We start from the raw sequence: 16,759 nt of genomic DNA on the forward strand, positions 1-16,759 counted from the left end.
CTCACCTCCGTATCCTCTGCGGACGGTAGGGTTTGGGCGGTGGGGTATATAAGCGCTCCGAAACCGGTTTAAGCTCCGGGGAGAAGTAGTGGCGGTGGTTCTGATGGAGTTCGAAGGGGTTCTGAAGGAAGTTGAAAGCTTAAGGGACGAGATGGTAAAGACGCTCGTCGAGCTGATTAAGATTCCGGCCATAAGCCCCGACTACGGCTACGAGGGGGAGTACGACAAGGCGCAGAAGTTGCTTGAGATTATCATGGACTGGCCCTTCGACAAGGTCGAGGTCTATAACGCGCCCGATGAGAGGGCCAAGAACGGGGTCAGGCCGAACGTATTGGCCTATTACTACGGCGAGAAAGGTGAGGAAAGCGAGAGGCTCTGGATTCTTACGCACATCGACGTCGTTCCGCCGGGGGACCTGAGCAAGTGGACCGTTACGGAGCCATTCAAACCGCTCGTCAAGGACGGCAAGGTCTACGGACGCGGAAGCGAGGACAACGGGCAGAGTTTGGTTGCTTCGCTCTACGCTGTGAAGGCCATGATGAACCTCGGAATAAGGCCGAAGAGAACCGTCATTTTGGCCTTCGTCAGCGACGAGGAAACCGGGAGCAAGTACGGAATCGGGTGGCTGATGAAGGAGCACCCGGAGCTATTCAGGGAAGACGACCTCGTTCTCGTCCCAGACGGCGGAAACGAGGACGGAACGTTCATAGAGGTTGCCGAAAAGGGAATCCTGTGGTTCAAGCTCAAGGTCAAGGGCCAGCAGGTGCACGCGAGCATGCCGGACAAGGGCCTGAATGCACACCGCGTCGCACTCGATTTGGCCTACAACCTCGACAAAAGGCTTCACGAGAAGTACAGCGAGAGGGACGAACTCTTTGACCCGCCGGAGAGTACCTTCGAGCCGACGATGGGAGGAAACCCGGCCGACAGCCCCAACATAATTCCCGGCGAGCACGAGGTCGTTTTCGACTGCAGGGTCCTGCCGAGGTACAGCCTTGACGATATTCTCAGGGACGTCGAGGACGTCGCGAAGGAAGTTAAGGAGAGGCACAGGAAGGAGCTTGACGGGAAGGTTCTCCCCGAAATCGAGGTGGAGGTTCTCCAGAGGGGCGACCCGGCACCGCCGACGGACCCGAACAGTGAGATAGTGAAGCTCCTGAAGGAGGCGATAAAAGAACTCCGCGGAAAGGAAGCAAGGGTTGGTGGCATAGGAGGCGGAACCTTCGCGGCGTTCTTCAGGAGGAAGGGAATTCCAGCGGTTGTCTGGGCGACGCTCGACGAAACTGCCCACCAGCCCAACGAGTACGCCAAGATTGACAACATGGTCGAAGATGCCAAGGTCATGGCATACTTAGCTCTGCGCTGACTTTACTTCAACTTCTTTTGAAGCGGTGGAAGGCTACTTATACTCCACCGCCCTACTGTCGATGGGTGGTGGAGGTGCGTCTGGTCAGGGTAACCGCCGTCGTCCTGCTGGTGCTCCTCATCTCGGGCTGTGTGGGTACCAAAAGCACACTCGAGAACCCTTCAAACGGCACTTCAACGGTTCCAGGAAAAGTCTTGGAGAGCTCTTCACCGGAGAACACTTCGGCAGGGGGAGTTTCTGATCACAACCGCTACTCGCCTTTATCTGGAAACTCCACGGGGGTCGTTGCGGGGGAGGTGAGTTTTGCGCTCGACCTGTACCAGCATCTCGCTGAAAACGGGGGAAACGTTTTCTTCTCGCCCTTCAGCATCCATACGGCCCTGACAATGGCCTACGAGGGGGCGCGGGGTGAAACCGCCAGGGAGATGGCCGCGGTTCTCCACCTGCCCGAAAACGACTCCCTCATGAGACTTGAGTTTAGAGGACTTCTCCTCCGTCTCAGGAATTCCACCGGAATTGAGCTTAACGTGGCCAACGCTCTCTGGCTCCAGAGGGGCTTTCCAGTGAAAAACGAATACCTGAGCGTCATCAGGAGATACTATTTCGGCGAGGTTAGGGAGGTTGACTTCGTAAACGATCCCCAGGGCGCTGAGAACGCGATAAACTCCTGGGTGGAGAACGAGACGAACGGCAGGATAAAGGAGCTCGTGAAGGACCTCCCGATCAGCACGAGGCTTGTGATAACGAACGCGATCTACTTCAAGGCCAACTGGACGCTTCCATTCAATCCCGGTGAGACCCACAACGACACATTCAAGCTTTCCGACGGGGGGAACGTGACGGTTCCCATGATGACCCGGCTCGGATGGTTCAACTACGCGGAGACCAGAGATTTCCAGGCCCTCGAGCTCCCGTACAGGAGCTCGGGATCGGGCAACTTCAGCATGGTAATAATCCTCCCGAAGAGGGTTGACGGCCTTGGGGACATCGAGGAAAACCTCAGCCCTCAATTTCTCAGATGGGTTCTGGATTCAATGAGGCGGGAAGAGGTTGAGGTGACGATACCGAAGTTCAAGTTTGAGAGCGGCTATCACCTGAAGAAAGTTCTGATTAGGATGGGAATGGGGTTGGCCTTTACTGATAAAGCGGACTTCTCGGGAATTTCCGATGAGCCGCTGGCGATAAGCGACGTTGTTCACAAGGCATTCATAAGCGTCGCCGAGAACGGAACCGAGGCGGCCGCGGCGACAGCCGTTGTGATAACGCTGACTTCCGCCCATGGAGAAACCCCCGAGTACAAGATCTTCAAGGCGGACCACCCGTTCCTTTTCTTCATCGTCGACAGGGACAGCGGGCTTGTACTCTTCATGGGACGCCTCGTGAACCCGAAGGGCTGAGTTTTTAAGCTCCCTCTCCAACTTTTTCCATGCCCCTCTGGAAGGACGGAAAGCTAGGACTGCCGGTGAAAGAGGCGGTAAAGCTCTTTCCGGAGCTTAGCAATTACCTCGACGAGCGCGGAAGGCTCGACTTCTCAAACAGAAAAGCCAGAATACTCTACAACAGAGCCATAGCGAAGGCCCTCTTCGGGCTGGAGATAGAATACCACCCGCGCGGTCTCGTGACGCCCCAAATATCGCGCTACCTCTTCCTGAAGACGTTTTTGAGGAGTGGGGAGAAGGTTCTGGAGATTGGAACGGGACACACCGCGATAATGGCGCTTCTCGCTGAGAAGCTCTTCAACTGCGAGGTAACGGCAACGGAGCTGGACGATGAGTTCTTCGAGTACGCGAGGAGGAACATCGAGCGAAACCTCGCCAAGGTCAGGCTAATCAAGAGCGACGGGGGAATAATCAGGGGAGTAATTCCCGAAGGCGAGAGCTTCGATGTGATTTTCTCCGCCCCGCCATACTACGAGAGGCCGACGAGAGGCGTTTTAACGGAGAGGGAAGGTGTTGGCGGGGGAAAGTACGGCGAGGCCTTCTCGGTGAGGCTGATAGAGGAAGCGAAGGACTACCTGCAGCCCGGCGGTAGGGTGGCCCTCTTCCTGCCCGACAAGGAGGAGCTGATAAATGCCATAACGGAAAAGGGGGAGGAGCTGGGCTACTCGGTGAGGGGCGTTCGCTTTAAAGCTGGGACGCGGTGGAGGCATAGTTTGATACTAAACAAGGCTTAGGAACGCCCACCATGGAATCATCAGGAGGTTCTCCCTGACTTCAAACTCCTTTCCAATGACTATTCCGAAGTCCGCCCCGGTTCGCTCCATGCTCCTCTTAACCTGGGCGTAGTCAGACTTCCCAAGGCCAACTTCGATGAGGTAACGCTTTCCGGCCCGCGTGAGGACGAAATCCGCGCCACCCTTTCCGGGTTCGTACTCAAGAACACCTTCACCCGAGAGATACAGCGCAACGGCATCCTCGAGCAGGGGGGCGAGTTCAACGACTTCAAACTTGGACAGGAGCGATGCCCTGAGCGAGGGAGCCAAGAACTTGAGCTTCGGACTTCTGCGGATTTTCTTTGATAGGCCGCCAATTGGAGGAATTTCGATGAGCAGTCCGCTGGCGACGAAAGCCCTCACGAGTTCTATAACGGTGCTCTTTGATATCCCAAGGGTTTTTGACAGCTTCTCGTAGCTGAAGCGCTCTCCCTTGGGCGTTGCGAGGAGGGTTAAGAGCCTGAGGGCTGAATCCAGCGTTGACGAGTCGAAGTTCCTGAACTCCGGCAGGTCGCGGTAGACTATCCGTTCAAGAAGGGAAAAGAGAGCATCGTACGCCAGTCGCTCATCCATCTCAAGCGTCAGGGGAAGTGAGCCGAGCTTTAGATAATTCTCCGTCTCACTGGCATAGCGGGCCCCCAAGGAAAGCGCCCTCTCGAGTTCATCAGTCCTGAACTCAAAGAGGGCATCGAGGCCGATTCTCTCAACGTCCTTCCCGCGAAGGTGGAGGTACTCAACGAAGCTCAGGGGTTTTACGTCAACGTGGATAGCTCTCCTCGCGAGGTCGGGGCTTTCTCTCAGCTTTAGGGCGGACGAACCTGTGGCAATTATCAGGGCCTTTCGCCTATCGTGAAGAACCTTAAGGGTTAAATCCCAGTTTTCAGCGTACTGAACCTCGTCGAGCAGGAGAACCGGCCTTTTTGGTCTTAAAACATCGAAGTATCGCTCAATGACCTCGTGGAGGGAAAAACCGAGCAGGCGGACTTCATCTGCGGAGATGTAGATCACGTCTGACGTTTGCGAGAGGGTATGGAAGTAGAGCTGACCGAGGAGAGTTGTCTTTCCAGTTCCCCTGAGGCCCGGTAGGAGGACTGTCTTAGGATTACTACCATCGATATAGGCATCAACAAAACCGGAAAGCTCTTCAAAGAGGAAGCGCTTCCTCAGCTTCCTCGCGTAGTCAAACCTTGAGGGCAACTCCGCGGAGAGCTTTAAAAGATAGTCCGTTATCTCGACCATATTCCCACCTATTTTGGTCGTTTGAACAACCAAATAGAAAAGGATTTCGGTCGGTAGAGCGACCGTAATGGGACTCGGACCGTGGGCGTCTCAGCACTCACGCCGGTCTCAGTGGAGGTGCTTTCTCGTCATCGTCCCTACCGCATATCCTCAACGTAGAGGAAGAGGCACTTAAGGTATTCGGTGTCCTTCGAGGCCATGAGTATCGGGTGGTCCGGGGCCTGAGTCCTATAAGGTTCGAGCATTTTGAGGAACTTGCCGGCCTTCGCCCCAGCGGCGATGACCATGTCCTTGAAGGCCTGCATGTCAACGTGCTGGGAGCAGGAGCAGGTGACGAGGACTCCCCCTTCCTTCACCAGCTGCAAACCGGCGTAGTTCACGTTGAAATACGCTCTGAGCCCGCGCTTGAGATCCTTCTCGTGCTGGACGAAAGCCGGGGGATCGAGGATTACGATGTCGAACTCCTCGCCCCTCTTTATCATTTCCTCCATGACAGGGAAGGCCGAGCCGACGATGTACTTCATCTTATCCTCGACGCCGTTTAGTTTCGCGTTCTCCTTCACCATGTTGATTGCCCAGGGCGACTTGTCGACGGCGACGACCTCATCGGCACCTGCAACGGCCGCGTGCATCGCGAAGCCACCGGTGTACGTGAAAACATCCAAAACCCTCATGCCGGGCTTGACGTATTTTTCCAAAGCGATTCTGTTCTCCCGCTGGTCGAGGAAGAAGCCCGTCTTCTGTCCCCGCATGTCGACGATGAACTTGGCCTTTCCCTCTTCGATTATCGTTCTGTACTTCTCCTTACCGAGGAGAACGCGCTCTATCTCCGGTAAACCTTCCCTTCTCCTCGAGCGCCCGGTGTTCTTCTCGAAGACGGTCTCTATTTCAGGCTCGGCCTCCATTATGGCCTCTGCAACGTCAAGCTTGAAACGCTCCATGCCAACGCTCGAAATCTGGATTGAGGCTATCTCGTTGAAGCGATCGACTATAAGGCCTGGCAGATAATCTGCCTCGCCGTAGACCATTCTGTAAGCCTTGTCGTAGCCGAGAACCTTCTTCCTGTACTCGTTGGCCTTCCTAATCCTCTCCTTGAAGAGCTCCTTCGTTATCGGGGTTTCCCTGTCCTTGATGAGCAGGCGGACCATTATGTTCGAGTTGGGGTTGACGAAGCCCCTGCCGAGGAACTTGCCGCCACGAGTGTAGACCTCGACTATATCTCCCGGCTCAAAGTCGCCCTCGGTCCTCACCACTCCCTTCTTGAACACTATCATCGCGCCCTTTCCGATCGCTCTCGCCGCCTGAGCGTCAACGATTACCCTCGCCATCTTCACCACCGAGGCCAGTACGCGCCCCGCTTTAAAAGGTTGCCCGAGTCGGTGTTCCTCTGGGATCTTCCATTTTCCCCAGCGATAGGTATTTAACTCCGGGGAGCGTATATACTCCGGGGGTGATTCTATGCACTTTGAGGTCGTCAAAGAGTTTCTTGAGGACATCGGGGCGGACTGGATTGAGATCGAGGGGGAAATACACCTCGACCCCGAGGTCTTCTACGAGGTTTGGAAGTACATCGGCCAGCCAGAGCTGAAAACCTACGTTGTTGAGGACGAAGTTGTCGAGCCCGGCTCCTACGATCCCCCCGAGATGAAGTACACCGACGTTAAGAAGATAAAGAGGAAGAAGGTCTACTTCGAGACCCTCGACGGAAAGAGAATCGTTACCGATTACGCCGAGTTCCAGAGGATAGCGAAGGAAAAGGGCTCCTGATCCCTTTTCTCACCTTATGAGAAGAGGCACTATCAGAACGGCCATGCAGTTCGTTCTTCTGACACCGAGTTCCTGTGCCAGGTAACCTATGGCCGACGCGGTGAGTAGAGCCCAGAGGCCGTAGAGACCGTCAAAATAGAGGGAAAGGCCGAGGAGAAACAGCACAACGACGGCGTTCAGGAGGCGATAGTTTAAGGCCGTTACGATCCGCAGGTATGGTTTTGAGATGGCGAGGCCGAGCAGAACCGCGAGCGAGCCGATGAGGAGGGCCGAGGTTAAAATCACCGCCAGATCCTGGGGCTCGGTTCCCGTTTTGCTCAGCGCCACGGCGATGCCGTTTCTCGTTCTCCCGGTTATCAAGTAGTTGATGATCCCGAAGAGGAAGTTCGATGTGTTTATGGAGTAAACAGCCGCCAGAAATCCCCTTTCGTCCCTTGAGAAGAGCGTTGCAATCGTGGCCCCGATCGAGGCAGTGAAAGCCGGGAGGAGGGACGAGATCATGCCGAGGAGCGTTCCGGCGATCGAAAACGTGATTAGAGGCTCCCACTCGATCTCGGGGTTCTCATCCTGTTCTGGGAGTGATGTGCTCCCCCGAAGAGACGCGATCATGACGGGAATTCCAAACAACCCGGTGAAGAGGTGGTAGAAGGGCTCTCTAAGGTTCGTCCCGTTGAGAACCGCCCATCCGAGGGCTCCCGAGAGTGCCATAATCACGATCACCCTGAAAGCTCTGTCCCTTCCGCCGAGCAGGAGGAATGCGAGGAGGAACAGCGCTCCGGCCTTTCCTATGGATGGTGAGTAGCGAGCGGCCAAACTGGAGTATAGGGGCAGGAGGGGGATCGTAAAGACCACCGCGAGCAGGCTTGAGAGGAGAGCTATCCTGAGCACTTCCGGGCCCTTTCCGGCCAAAACCAGCCTATGTGCTGGGAGGATCCCGAGGGCCGTCCCCTCATCTGGAACGCCGAGGAACGTCGAAGGAAACGCGTCCAGGAAGGTGTGGGTAAGGCCCATCGCGAGGAGCACCGCAAAGGAGCTCTCGATTCCCGCGAGGGTGTTCACGTGTATCCCCGGCGTTAGGCCGGTGAAGGTTCCGAGGAAGAGGCCGATCAGCAGTTCCCGGAGCAAACGTCATCCCCCGAGCTCACCTGTAGGGCGGGCTTCCCCCTGTAATCTGTGAAGGTTCCGTAGGCGGTTACACGCGTTCCCTCTTCAACCTCGACCCCGAGGGATTTTGGGAGCTTTAGGAGAACCCAGCATTTCCCGCTCGTTACGTTGGCGAGCGTGAAGCCGTTGTTGTACCTCTTCACCCACTCAACCCTTCCGCTTACCCTTGAGAACATCCCTTCACGGAAGTTGCATACACCGTTGGGGAGCCTTTCCCTCGGAAGGCTCAGACGGCAGTCCAGACAGACCAGACTGGAACCCGTGTTGAGGGCCCTGACTTCTACCGTATCCCCGGCTCTTGCCTCGAATCCCCTGAGCTTTAGGGCTGTACAGTTAAGCTGAAGGCCGCTCTTCATAACCCTGAGGACGAGGCATCTTCCTTCGCCTATCTCCCCGATCGAGGTTTCCCCCACTGGCAGCGCCTTAGGGTGGCCGAGCTTTCTCACGTCGCTCATGTCGTCCACGTAAACGTTCACCCTCGACGTTATCCTGATCCTGCCGAGGATCTCAACCAGAAGGCCCCTCTCAAGGCTCTGGCCGTGGGGGAGGTAGACATACAGCCTCTCGCTTCCGTTCCACAGTACGACCCTGTTATCGCTTCCGAACGTGCCGAGGACCGTTCCCCTTACCAGCGCTGGCATTCCGTCCCTTATCGATCTTGGCGGCTCTTCCGCGCTGATGACCTCCATCGGGTAGAACTTTGAGCCGTATTTGACGCCGAGGGCTTTTACGAGGTTTCCTTTCCGGACGTCGAGCGGCCTGCCGAGTTCCACCCAATCTGGGGTTAGAACGTATTGCTTCCTTCCCCTCGTCCAGTAAGCACCTTCAATCTCCTCAAGCCACGCCGGACGTGTCTGCGGTTCTTCTATGGAGTACCTTCCATTTACCCTCAGGCCGGCTTTCGTTTCCTTGATTTCTCCGCTGATGAGGTACAGCCTTCCGACCTTAAGCCGCCCGGGGACGAGCAGGGTATCGGTTGAGTTGAAGAGAAGGGAGTAGCTTTTCTCTGCCCTCACGCAGATCCCCACGAAGATTTTGGCGTTTCCATCTGTGCTTTTTCCGAGGGTGAAGAGGCCGGCAGTTGAGAGCAGCGCAACCAGTGCGAGCGAGATGTAGAGTCTCCTATCGGCAGTCATCAAGAAAAGATAACCACGAAAATTTAAAAGCTTTACTATTCACAACAGTAGACTGGCTACCCCCTCAACGCGAGCCCCGTTGGCGTTATCTCGTAGGGGAACCACGAGAGGGAGTGGGGAGTTCTCCTCATCCCGTACACCCGTATGTACCGCCTCAGGGTCCTGCCCTCCTCGAACATCCTCATCTCGATGACGCCGTCCACTATGGCCTTTACCATCGCCTCGACCTGGGGTCTCTCGATGCCCGTGTTTATCTCGATGAGCCAGACCTGCTTGTGCCTGTGGGCGATGTCCTTGAGCTCCTCGAGGAACTTGTATATGTCGATGAGCTCACTCTCGAAGAAGAGCGGTGTCAGGGAAGTTATGATACCGACCAGCTGTCCGGTGTAGCCGCCGGAGATCAGGCCGGTCGTGGTCTCCCTTACAAACCTGGCTATCTGGAGAGGGTTGGAGGGGTCTATGATGACGTCCTCCGTGAAGGAGAACTTGGGGGCGCTCTTTATCCTGTGGGAGTAGGCGTCGATGAGGTACAGGTACTCGTCGAGTATCGGGCTGAAGTCCCAGCCGAAGAGGCGGGCGTTCTCAAGGAATTCCCTCTTAGGCATGTCCACGAGGATCGCGAGGCCAGGGGTGCCCCTGAGGACGGTCTGGGTGTAGAGGAACTGGGTCTGGAAGGTAGTCTTACCTGATTTGGGATCCCCTAATACGAGCACAACACTGCCCGCTGGGATACCACCTTGAATAAGGCCATCAATAACCCCGGTCTCTATCCTCTCGATATCCAACTCGACCACCGTGCTCAGTATATTTCTCCGCTCGGGTAGACGACGATGCCGTCCTCTGTTATCTCAAAGGGATACTTTTTCATCGCGTGCTTGGTCTCCCTCATCTTTCTAATCAGGAGGTACCTCTTCAGTTCCACGTCCTTCTCGATGAAGTCCAGCAGGATAACGCCCCTGGCGACGTACTCTTCCACCCCGTACCTGCTGAGTTTACCCCTCTTCGGATCTTCAGCCTCTGTGGTTAGAATAGACGTTATTCCCATCTCAAGGAGAATCGTGTTGAGCTTGAGCAGGACTTCGCGTATGTTCCGCTCTTCCCTCAATCTGATTGCAATGGAGGGAATCGAATCAACAACTAGACGTTTGGCGTTTATGGATTTAACAACCCTATAGATGTAGCGGAGGAACCCCTCTATGTTGAGACCCTCCTCGAGGGCGAAGCGCTCCTCAGAGGGGAGCCCAACGGCGGAGCTCACGCCGTCTATGATGGCTATCTTCCCTTCCTCTTCGTACTTTCTCAGATCCCACCCAAAACTGAGCATCTCTCTCCTCAGATCCTGGGCCCTCTCCTCGAGCGTGACTATTACCCCTGGTTCATCGTAGAGTTCTGCCCCCTTGTAAACGAATTGGACTGCAAACGTCGTCTTTCCGGTTCCGGTGGGGCCGGTTACAAGAACAGTCGTTCCCTTAGGGAATCCCCCTTCAATTAGATCGTCAAGACCGGGAATCCCAGTCTTCACCCTGTCAACATCATACCGGCTCATGCCAATCCCCTCTCCATTCTGTGACCCGATAACTGTTATGTTTGTAATGCCCTTAAACTTTCCTCCAATGTGATGGCACTCGTTTTGATTTTGGGCTGAGATATTATAAAAAGCTTTCGAGACTATGATGAAAGATGCCTAAATTTTGGAGCTCAAACGGGCATCGATGGACGGTTGGAGACCGAGTTCCTTTCCTAACTCGAGAACGACATTACTCGTGTTTCTGATCACAGCGTGATCCACTTTGAGCGCAGTTTTCATTCTCCTGCACTGTGGGGGATTATCCTATCCTGTAATGGAGACGTTGAAAAACAACCAAAGGCGCGTGCCCTTCCAGCAACTACTCTCCGTTGGAATTCAAAGGAACGTAGGTTTCCCTCTCCCTCACGAACTCTACCAGCCTCTTGTAAGTGGGATGCGAGCTCAGCGTCGAGGAGTCGCCTATCAGAATCAGCTTCCTCTTCGCCCTCGTCAGCGAGACGTTTAAGCGCCTCAAATCCTTCAAAAAGCCCAGCTCACCTTTCCTGTTCGAGCGGACGAACGAAAGAACTATAACCTCCTTCTCCCTGCCCTGATAGCCGTCCACTGTCTTGACCTCTATTTCTTCAGGCAAAAGCGAGCTTATCAAATCGCGCTGGTCGTCGTAGGGACTTATAACTCCAATCCACTCGGGCTTAACCCCGAGGCTTAAGAGACCCTCAACGGCTTCCTTCACGAGCCTCGCCTCGAGCGGGTTCTCACGGCTCTCGCTTCCATAGCGCTGTCTCTCGAAGCGGTCTTCTCTTCCGGCCGTGTCTATGAAGACGAGCACGTTCTCCGGTTTAAGCACTTTGGCCCACGCATCTCCCTCTTCCGGCGATTTTACCCCCAAATCGGCCAGCGTTATTCCCCTGACGCTCTCGTCCGCCTCGATTCTGCCGTCGTAGAATTCCCTGCTGGGAAACTCCATTAGGCGTTCGTTCATCCTGTACTGAACTGTAAGCATCTCGCTCTTCCCGGGATAGCGCTCGATTAGACCCTCGAAGAGCGTCTTGCTCAGCTCCTTCGCCTTCTCGCTGAGTATCGTCGGGGGCAGCTGCCTGTGGTCTCCTGCCAAAACGAAGCGCCTCGCGCGGTTGATTGGAATTAGCACGCTCGGTATAGTCGCCTGCGTCGCCTCGTCTATCACCGCGACGTCGTATGAGCCGTAGTCAACTACTTCCAGCCCGGCCGAGGAGTTCGTCGTCAGAACGACGTCGGCTTCCCGTATTATTTCCCTTGCTATTCTCTCTTCCAGCTTCCTCGCATCGTCGAAGGTCTTCTGCACCTGCTCGTTGATTTTGAGCCACTGGGCCATCTCGCGGATTAACCGTGCTGAAACGCCCCTCGTTCCTATTCCCTTCTCAGCTAAGCGGAGAATCTGCCTGTCGGTCAGCCCGCGCCTGTACTTCGGAGCCGGTTTGGTGAAGGTGTCGCGCTTTTCCTTCAGGTTCTCCCCGATTACGCGAAGCTCCCTCAGCTCGCCGTAGAGCTCGTGCTGGGTCATAAGGTAGGCCAAAGTCGTCTCGTGGAGCTTTTTGGAGACCCTGCTCGGGTGTCCGACGCGGACGACCTTCAGACCGGAATCAACCAGCCTCTCGACGAGGTTGTCAACGGCCACGTTGCTCTCTGCAGTGGCCAGAACCCTGTGCCCCCTCGCCACCTCCTGCCGTATCAGCTCGACGAGTGTCCTCGTCTTTCCAGTCCCGAACGGCCCGTGAATCAGGAAGAAGTCCGGGCTTCCAAGGGCCTTCGCTATCGCCCTCCTCTGGCTCGCGTTTAAACTCTTATCAAAGGGCGTGAACTCAACCTCTTCGCCTTCCTCATGCTTCCTCAGGCCGAGGTAGAACTCCAGAGCCTTCCTCCCGCTTTCCCGGAGGTTTTCAAGGTTCTCGAGCCAGCGCTTGAAGGTTATGTCGTTGGCGTAGAGGTCTATCCTAACGTTCTTCAGCGCCCACTCCGGGACGGTCTCCAAAGCCACTGTTATGAACCGCTTCCCTTTCTCGACGACGGTTCCAACCAAATCGCTCTTCAACGGGTCTCTCTTGCTAATCACGACCAAATCGCCGACGCTTATCTCCGTCTTGATTTCCCGCTCGCGCCCGTATTTGACGAGGAAATAGCCGAGCTCCTCGCCGATTACCTTTCCGTTGAGGCCGAGAACGGCCCTTCCGACCTTCTCCCTCTCGCGGCCGGAAAGGCGTTTCATCTCTGCTCTCATGGCCTCTATCTCAGCTTTTCTCTCCATCTCGATGAGAACCTTTAGCTTGGCGATGAACTTTGAGAGCTTCTCGTTTTCGCTCATTTTTCTTCCCGAAGGGCGAAGAGAAGAGCCGTTTAAAAGGTTGAGGGTGGTCAGCCCATGCGAGTTCCCTCACCGCTCGGACGAAACTTCCCTCATCATCCCTGAGAGGGTAGAGGGGAGGGGTTAAAAAGCTAAGCCCCGTCCGTCTCTATCACCGAGACGATGTCCCGGTGGAAGGACTTGATTGCCCTGACGTGCTTTTCTTCGACCCTGCCACAGCAGGCGACGCGCTCGTAGAACCTCTCAAGTTCGTCGAGAAGCCACTCGAGCTGTCTCTTGGAGCTTTCACTGAACCCATTGCCCAAAAGCTTTCCCCTCAGAAACGGCATGACCTCCGAGGGCCGTCCCCAGGCGGCCCAGAAGAGACCTTCCTTCAGGATTTCCTCCAGTATCTCCTCGAAACCAAACGCCAACTCAGCGGAGGGTTTGGCCCTCCCCCCTTACTCTTTCCTGGATCCTTCCTACCATGGAAACCACCGCTATTGAGATGGGATGGAGTTATATTAGGTTTTCGCGACATTGATTGGAAAAATGTCAAAATCACAAGAAATTCCGGGGAAAAATTGAATATTTGCCTGAAACTTGCAAAGCTATCGTCAGGCCGCCAGAGCGAGGAGCCCCATCACCAGCAGGATTGGGGCAGCGTAGGAGAGTGCTATCAGGAGCTTCCTCATGCTATCACCGTGCGCGGATGTATACATCTGTTTTAAAGCTTTACGTTTGTAAACTTGCTAAAAGTAAAGGTTCGGGTTCGAATGTATTCGTCTGCTCAGGCCCGTGGTTCGATTTCACCATCTAAACTCCCCGCCCGCTAAATGGAAAACCGTTTAAGTTCTCCCTCTCTTCTTCCCCCGGGTGGTGGGATGAAAATTGGAATCGTCGGCGATGGAATAGCTGGCTTAACCTCGGCCATAGCGCTCGCCAAGAGGGGTTTTGAAGTTACGCTCATCGGCCCCGGAATAAAGCGAAGCAACTCCTACCTCGCTCAGGCCGGGATAGCCTTTCCGGTTCTCGAAGGCGACTCGATTGGGGCTCACGTTCTCGACACAATCAAAGCGGGAAAGTATCTCAACGACCGCGAGGTCGTTTGGAACGTGATCTCGAAGGGGAGCGAGGCCTACGACTTCCTGCTCTCCCTCGGCCTGAAGTTCGAGGCGAGCGAGACTGAAGGTGGTCACTCGTTCCACAGGGTCTTCACGATTAAAAACGAGACCGGCAAGCACGTCACGAAGCTCCTCCACCTCCGCGCCAGGGAGCTTGGCGTTCACTTCGTCAGAGGAAAAGTTGAGGAGCTCGCGATAAAGAGGGGGAAGGCCTACGGCGTCTTTGTTAATGGCGAGTTCCTCCGCTTCGATGCGACGGTTATCGCGTCCGGAGGATTCTCGGGACTCTTCAGGTTCACTGCCGGCTCTCCAGAGAACACTGGCCTTCTCATCGGCGACGCGATAATGAAAGGCGTTTCCGCTCGCGATTTGGAGTTCGTCCAGTTTCATCCGACAGGTTACATCGGAAAGAACGGCGTCTTCCTGATAAGCGAGGCCGTTAGAGGTGCGGGAGCAAAGCTCGTAACGGACGAGGGAGAGCGCTTCGTGAACGAATTGGCAACGAGGGACATCGTGGCGAGGGCAATCTACCGCCAGATGCAGAATGGAAAGAGAGTTTTCCTCGACGCGACCGGAATAGTGAACTTCAAGAAACGCTTCCCTCAGATATACGCCTTCCTGCGGAAGGACGGGATAGACCCATCGAAGGATCTAATCCCGGTCTCGCCGATAGCCCACTACACGATTGGCGGAATTTCGGTTGACCTCTGGTACAGAACGCCCGTAAAGAACCTCTACGCGATAGGCGAAGCTTCCTGCAACGGCTTCCACGGGGCGAACAGGTTAGCGAGCAACTCCCTCCTTGAGTGCCTCGTTGCAGGCCTTGAAGTTGCAAGGACGATAGCAAGGGAAAGACCGAGGTGCAGAGAGGTTAAGGAACCGGCCTACCACGGCCACGAGCCCGGGGACGTGGACGCGCTGAGGGAACTGCTCTGGAATCACGCCGGAATCGTCAGGAGCGCGAAAGCCCTCAGGGAGGGCCTCAGGAAGCTTGAGGAAGTCGAGGCCGACCCGAGGCTGAAACTGCTTGCAAGGGGCGTTCTCGAGTGCGCTTTAGCGAGGGAAGAGAGCAGGGGAAGCCACTACCGCGAGGACTTTCCGGTCATGAGAAAGACCTTCGAGAGACCGAGCTTCTTCGATGGGAAGTGCAGGCTCTGACCATTCACCTTTTAAATTCTCAAGTCGAAGTTTCGATGGTGAGAAAATGCCCAAGGTGATTGAGGCCGTTTATGAGAACGGTGTTATAAAGCCCCTAAAACCCCTCTCACTTCCATCGAAGCGAATAGTGATTTACATCGAAGAGAAAAAGTTCTCTGAGCTTATTGAGGAGCTGGAGCTTGAGGCGAGGGAGAACGTTGATGAAACCCTTGATTCTGTGAGGGATAGAGATGAGGGTGATTCTTGACACCAGTGTCTTGGCAAAGGCCCTGTTACTCCCTCGGAAAGGTCTGCCTGAGGATATTTATCAAAGAGAACTGGAAACACACAGAAAGGCAAGACTCGTTGTTAAATTGTGCGATAATCACGAGGTCTCTCTTCCAAGAGCCGGGCTTGTGGAAATTGCCCGCGTGCTCAGGAGAAACGGCCACAGAGACGTCATTCCTCAAGTTGTTGAATCCCTTTCGATTTCTTACTCAATAATTGGAGAAGACGAGATTTTTGAGGAAGCCCTTGATGTTGCGTCCCTTACTGGAGCTTCTGGATTTGATACATACTTCATTGCACTGGCAAAGCTAATGGGTGGCCTTCTGATAACCGACGACGTTAAGATGGCAAGACACGCGGAAAGCGTTGGAGTCACCCCACTGCTCCTGAGGGAGACCACAGAAGAACATCTCAGGGATGTCCTGAGTCCCCCATAACCAAAGGTGTCCAAAAACCCTTTTAATTCCCCTCTTCTACCCCCGCTGAGGGGTGTGAAATGGACAAGGAGAGGCTGATTGCCGAGATTGAGAAGCTCAAGGAGGAGCGCAACGCGATAATCATGGCCCACAACTACCAGCTCCCCGAAGTTCAGGATATAGCCGATTTCCTTGGGGACAGCCTCGAACTCGCGAGGAAGGCCATAAACGTTGATGCCGACGTCATAGTCTTCGCGGGCGTCGATTTCATGGCCGAGACCGCTAAAATCCTCAACCCTGAAAAGACTGTCCTCCTGCCCGAGAGAAGGGCAACCTGCGCGATGGCCAACATGCTTAAAGTTGAGCACATACTTGAAGCTAAGAGGCAGTATCCCAACGCGCCGGTCGTTCTCTACGTGAACAGCTCGGCCGAGGCCAAGGCCCACGCCGACGTAACCGTTACCTCGGCCAACGCCGTCAAAATCATCGAAAAGCTCGATTCCGACGTTGTAATCTTCGGTCCCGACAAGAACCTGGCGAGTTACGTCGCGAGAATGACGGGCAAGAAGGTAATCCCAGTCCCGCCCAACGGCCACTGCTACGTCCACAGGAAGTTCACAGTTGAAGACGTCGAACGCGCAAGGAAGCTTCATCCGAAGGCAAAGCTCATGGTTCACCCCGAATGCGAGCCAGAAGTGCAGGAGAGGGCCGACATAATAGTCTCCACCGGCGGAATGATACGGAGGGCTAAAGAGTGGAGCGAGTGGGTCGTCTTCACCGAGAGGGAGATGGTCTACCGGCTGAGCAAGCTGTATCCAGACATAAAGTTCTATCCAGCGAGGGAGGACGCGGTCTGCGTTGGAATGAAGGCGATAACGCTCAGAAGCATATACGAGTCTCTCAGGGATATGAAATACCGGGTGGAGGTTCCAGCTGAGATAGCCGAGAAAGCTAAGAAGGCCATCGAGAAAATGCTTGAGATGAGCTGACCCGGGTTTTCTTTCTCTCTTCTTCTCTTCTTCCGGTTGGGTTTTGAGCTCTGTTAGTTCGGACCTTCTTCGA

The 16,759-nt window shown here is 55.0% G+C and carries 16 protein-coding genes; 8 read left to right on the plus strand and 8 right to left on the minus strand.

The window, feature by feature from the left end:
* Window positions 1-103: 103 nt before the first annotated feature.
* From TAM4_RS11235 to TAM4_RS11245, 3 genes are all read left to right on the plus strand, one after another.
* Complete coding sequence (locus TAM4_RS11235; protein WP_014123351.1) at window positions 104-1,366, plus strand: M20 family metallo-hydrolase; 1,263 nt, start codon at window positions 104-106, stop codon at window positions 1,364-1,366.
* 68 nt (window positions 1,367-1,434) lie between these two features.
* Window positions 1,435-2,763, plus strand: a complete 1,329-nt coding sequence (locus TAM4_RS11240; protein ID WP_237702095.1) for a serpin family protein — start codon at window positions 1,435-1,437, stop codon at window positions 2,761-2,763.
* A gap of 29 nt (window positions 2,764-2,792) precedes the next feature.
* Window positions 2,793-3,539: an RlmF-related methyltransferase gene (locus tag TAM4_RS11245; RefSeq protein WP_014123353.1), complete on the plus strand. Its 747-nt coding sequence runs from the start codon at window positions 2,793-2,795 to the stop codon at window positions 3,537-3,539.
* On the opposite strand, the gene TAM4_RS11250 is transcribed toward TAM4_RS11245, so the two are convergent.
* Window positions 3,525-4,817, minus strand: coding sequence for an ATP-binding protein (locus TAM4_RS11250; RefSeq protein ID WP_014123354.1), 1,293 nt, complete (start codon window positions 4,815-4,817; stop codon window positions 3,525-3,527). The genes TAM4_RS11245 and TAM4_RS11250 overlap by 15 nt on opposite strands.
* Window positions 4,818-4,954: 137 nt before the next feature.
* Complete coding sequence (locus tag TAM4_RS11255; protein WP_014123355.1) at window positions 4,955-6,145, minus strand: class I SAM-dependent rRNA methyltransferase; 1,191 nt, start codon at window positions 6,143-6,145, stop codon at window positions 4,955-4,957.
* 130 nt (window positions 6,146-6,275) lie between these two features.
* Here TAM4_RS11255 and TAM4_RS11260 point away from each other — a divergent pair, with 130 nt between their 5' ends.
* Complete coding sequence (locus tag TAM4_RS11260; protein WP_014123356.1) at window positions 6,276-6,584, plus strand: DUF5748 family protein; 309 nt, start codon at window positions 6,276-6,278, stop codon at window positions 6,582-6,584.
* A gap of 9 nt (window positions 6,585-6,593) precedes the next feature.
* On the opposite strand, the gene TAM4_RS11265 is transcribed toward TAM4_RS11260, so the two are convergent.
* The 6 genes from TAM4_RS11265 to TAM4_RS11290 form a co-directional block, all read right to left on the minus strand.
* Window positions 6,594-7,709 (minus strand): tripartite tricarboxylate transporter permease, encoded by a 1,116-nt coding sequence (locus TAM4_RS11265; protein ID WP_014123357.1) that lies wholly within the window; start codon window positions 7,707-7,709, stop codon window positions 6,594-6,596.
* Window positions 7,691-8,884, minus strand: a complete 1,194-nt coding sequence (locus TAM4_RS11270) for a hypothetical protein (RefSeq protein WP_014123358.1) — start codon at window positions 8,882-8,884, stop codon at window positions 7,691-7,693. Before TAM4_RS11270 ends, TAM4_RS11265 begins: the two co-directional genes overlap by 19 nt.
* A 56-nt stretch (window positions 8,885-8,940) precedes the next feature.
* Window positions 8,941-9,669: an RAD55 family ATPase gene (locus TAM4_RS11275; protein WP_014123359.1), complete on the minus strand. Its 729-nt coding sequence runs from the start codon at window positions 9,667-9,669 to the stop codon at window positions 8,941-8,943.
* Between the two features lie 14 nt (window positions 9,670-9,683).
* Window positions 9,684-10,430: an ATPase domain-containing protein gene (locus TAM4_RS11280; RefSeq protein ID WP_014123360.1), complete on the minus strand. Its 747-nt coding sequence runs from the start codon at window positions 10,428-10,430 to the stop codon at window positions 9,684-9,686.
* Window positions 10,431-10,770: 340 nt separating this feature from the next.
* A complete protein-coding gene (locus TAM4_RS11285; RefSeq protein ID WP_014123361.1) occupies window positions 10,771-12,753 on the minus strand; it encodes an IGHMBP2 family helicase in 1,983 nt (660 codons plus the stop codon).
* 131 nt (window positions 12,754-12,884) lie between these two features.
* Window positions 12,885-13,166 carry a Fur-regulated basic protein FbpA gene (locus TAM4_RS11290; protein WP_014123362.1) on the minus strand — a complete coding sequence of 94 codons (282 nt, stop codon included), beginning with the start codon at window positions 13,164-13,166 and terminating at the stop codon, window positions 12,885-12,887.
* 450 nt (window positions 13,167-13,616) lie between these two features.
* Between TAM4_RS11290 and TAM4_RS11295 the strand changes: the two genes are divergently transcribed.
* Genes TAM4_RS11295 through nadA form a run of 4 tightly spaced genes read left to right on the plus strand, consistent with a single transcriptional unit; the run spans window position 13,617 to window position 16,686 of the window.
* Complete coding sequence (locus TAM4_RS11295; RefSeq protein ID WP_014123363.1) at window positions 13,617-15,014, plus strand: L-aspartate oxidase; 1,398 nt, start codon at window positions 13,617-13,619, stop codon at window positions 15,012-15,014.
* Between the two features lie 46 nt (window positions 15,015-15,060).
* Window positions 15,061-15,261: an antitoxin family protein gene (locus tag TAM4_RS11300; protein ID WP_014123364.1), complete on the plus strand. Its 201-nt coding sequence runs from the start codon at window positions 15,061-15,063 to the stop codon at window positions 15,259-15,261.
* Window positions 15,245-15,718, plus strand: coding sequence for a type II toxin-antitoxin system VapC family toxin (locus TAM4_RS11305; RefSeq protein ID WP_048150741.1), 474 nt, complete (start codon window positions 15,245-15,247; stop codon window positions 15,716-15,718). The genes TAM4_RS11300 and TAM4_RS11305 overlap by 17 nt, the downstream gene beginning before the upstream one ends.
* A 59-nt stretch (window positions 15,719-15,777) precedes the next feature.
* The gene (nadA, locus tag TAM4_RS11310; protein ID WP_014123366.1) at window positions 15,778-16,686 is read left to right on the plus strand and encodes a quinolinate synthase NadA; all 909 of its coding nucleotides are present in this window, start codon (window positions 15,778-15,780) and stop codon (window positions 16,684-16,686) included.
* The last annotated feature ends 73 nt before the right edge of the window (window positions 16,687-16,759 follow it).

Origin of the sequence: Thermococcus sp. AM4, from assembly GCF_000151205.2 — an archaeon.
Taxonomy (GTDB): Archaea; Methanobacteriota_B; Thermococci; order Thermococcales; family Thermococcaceae; genus Thermococcus.

Bases quoted from the DNA above. Each gene is read 5' to 3' on its own strand.
- TAM4_RS11285 (WP_014123361.1), bottom strand. From the start codon at position 12,753: ATGAGCGAAAACGAGAAGCTCTCAAAGTTCATCGCCAAGCTAAAGGTT.
- TAM4_RS11270 (WP_014123358.1), bottom strand. From the start codon at position 8,884: ATGACTGCCGATAGGAGACTCTACATCTCGCTCGCACTGGTTGCGCTG.
- TAM4_RS11245 (WP_014123353.1), top strand. From the start codon at position 2,793: ATGCCCCTCTGGAAGGACGGAAAGCTAGGACTGCCGGTGAAAGAGGCG.
- TAM4_RS11235 (WP_014123351.1), top strand. From the start codon at position 104: ATGGAGTTCGAAGGGGTTCTGAAGGAAGTTGAAAGCTTAAGGGACGAG.
- TAM4_RS11260 (WP_014123356.1), top strand. From the start codon at position 6,276: ATGCACTTTGAGGTCGTCAAAGAGTTTCTTGAGGACATCGGGGCGGAC.
- nadA (WP_014123366.1), top strand. From the start codon at position 15,778: ATGGACAAGGAGAGGCTGATTGCCGAGATTGAGAAGCTCAAGGAGGAG.
- TAM4_RS11300 (WP_014123364.1), top strand. From the start codon at position 15,061: ATGCCCAAGGTGATTGAGGCCGTTTATGAGAACGGTGTTATAAAGCCC.
- TAM4_RS11250 (WP_014123354.1), bottom strand. From the start codon at position 4,817: ATGGTCGAGATAACGGACTATCTTTTAAAGCTCTCCGCGGAGTTGCCC.
- TAM4_RS11295 (WP_014123363.1), top strand. From the start codon at position 13,617: ATGAAAATTGGAATCGTCGGCGATGGAATAGCTGGCTTAACCTCGGCC.
- TAM4_RS11305 (WP_048150741.1), top strand. From the start codon at position 15,245: ATGAGGGTGATTCTTGACACCAGTGTCTTGGCAAAGGCCCTGTTACTC.
- TAM4_RS11255 (WP_014123355.1), bottom strand. From the start codon at position 6,145: ATGGCGAGGGTAATCGTTGACGCTCAGGCGGCGAGAGCGATCGGAAAG.
- TAM4_RS11280 (WP_014123360.1), bottom strand. From the start codon at position 10,430: ATGAGCCGGTATGATGTTGACAGGGTGAAGACTGGGATTCCCGGTCTT.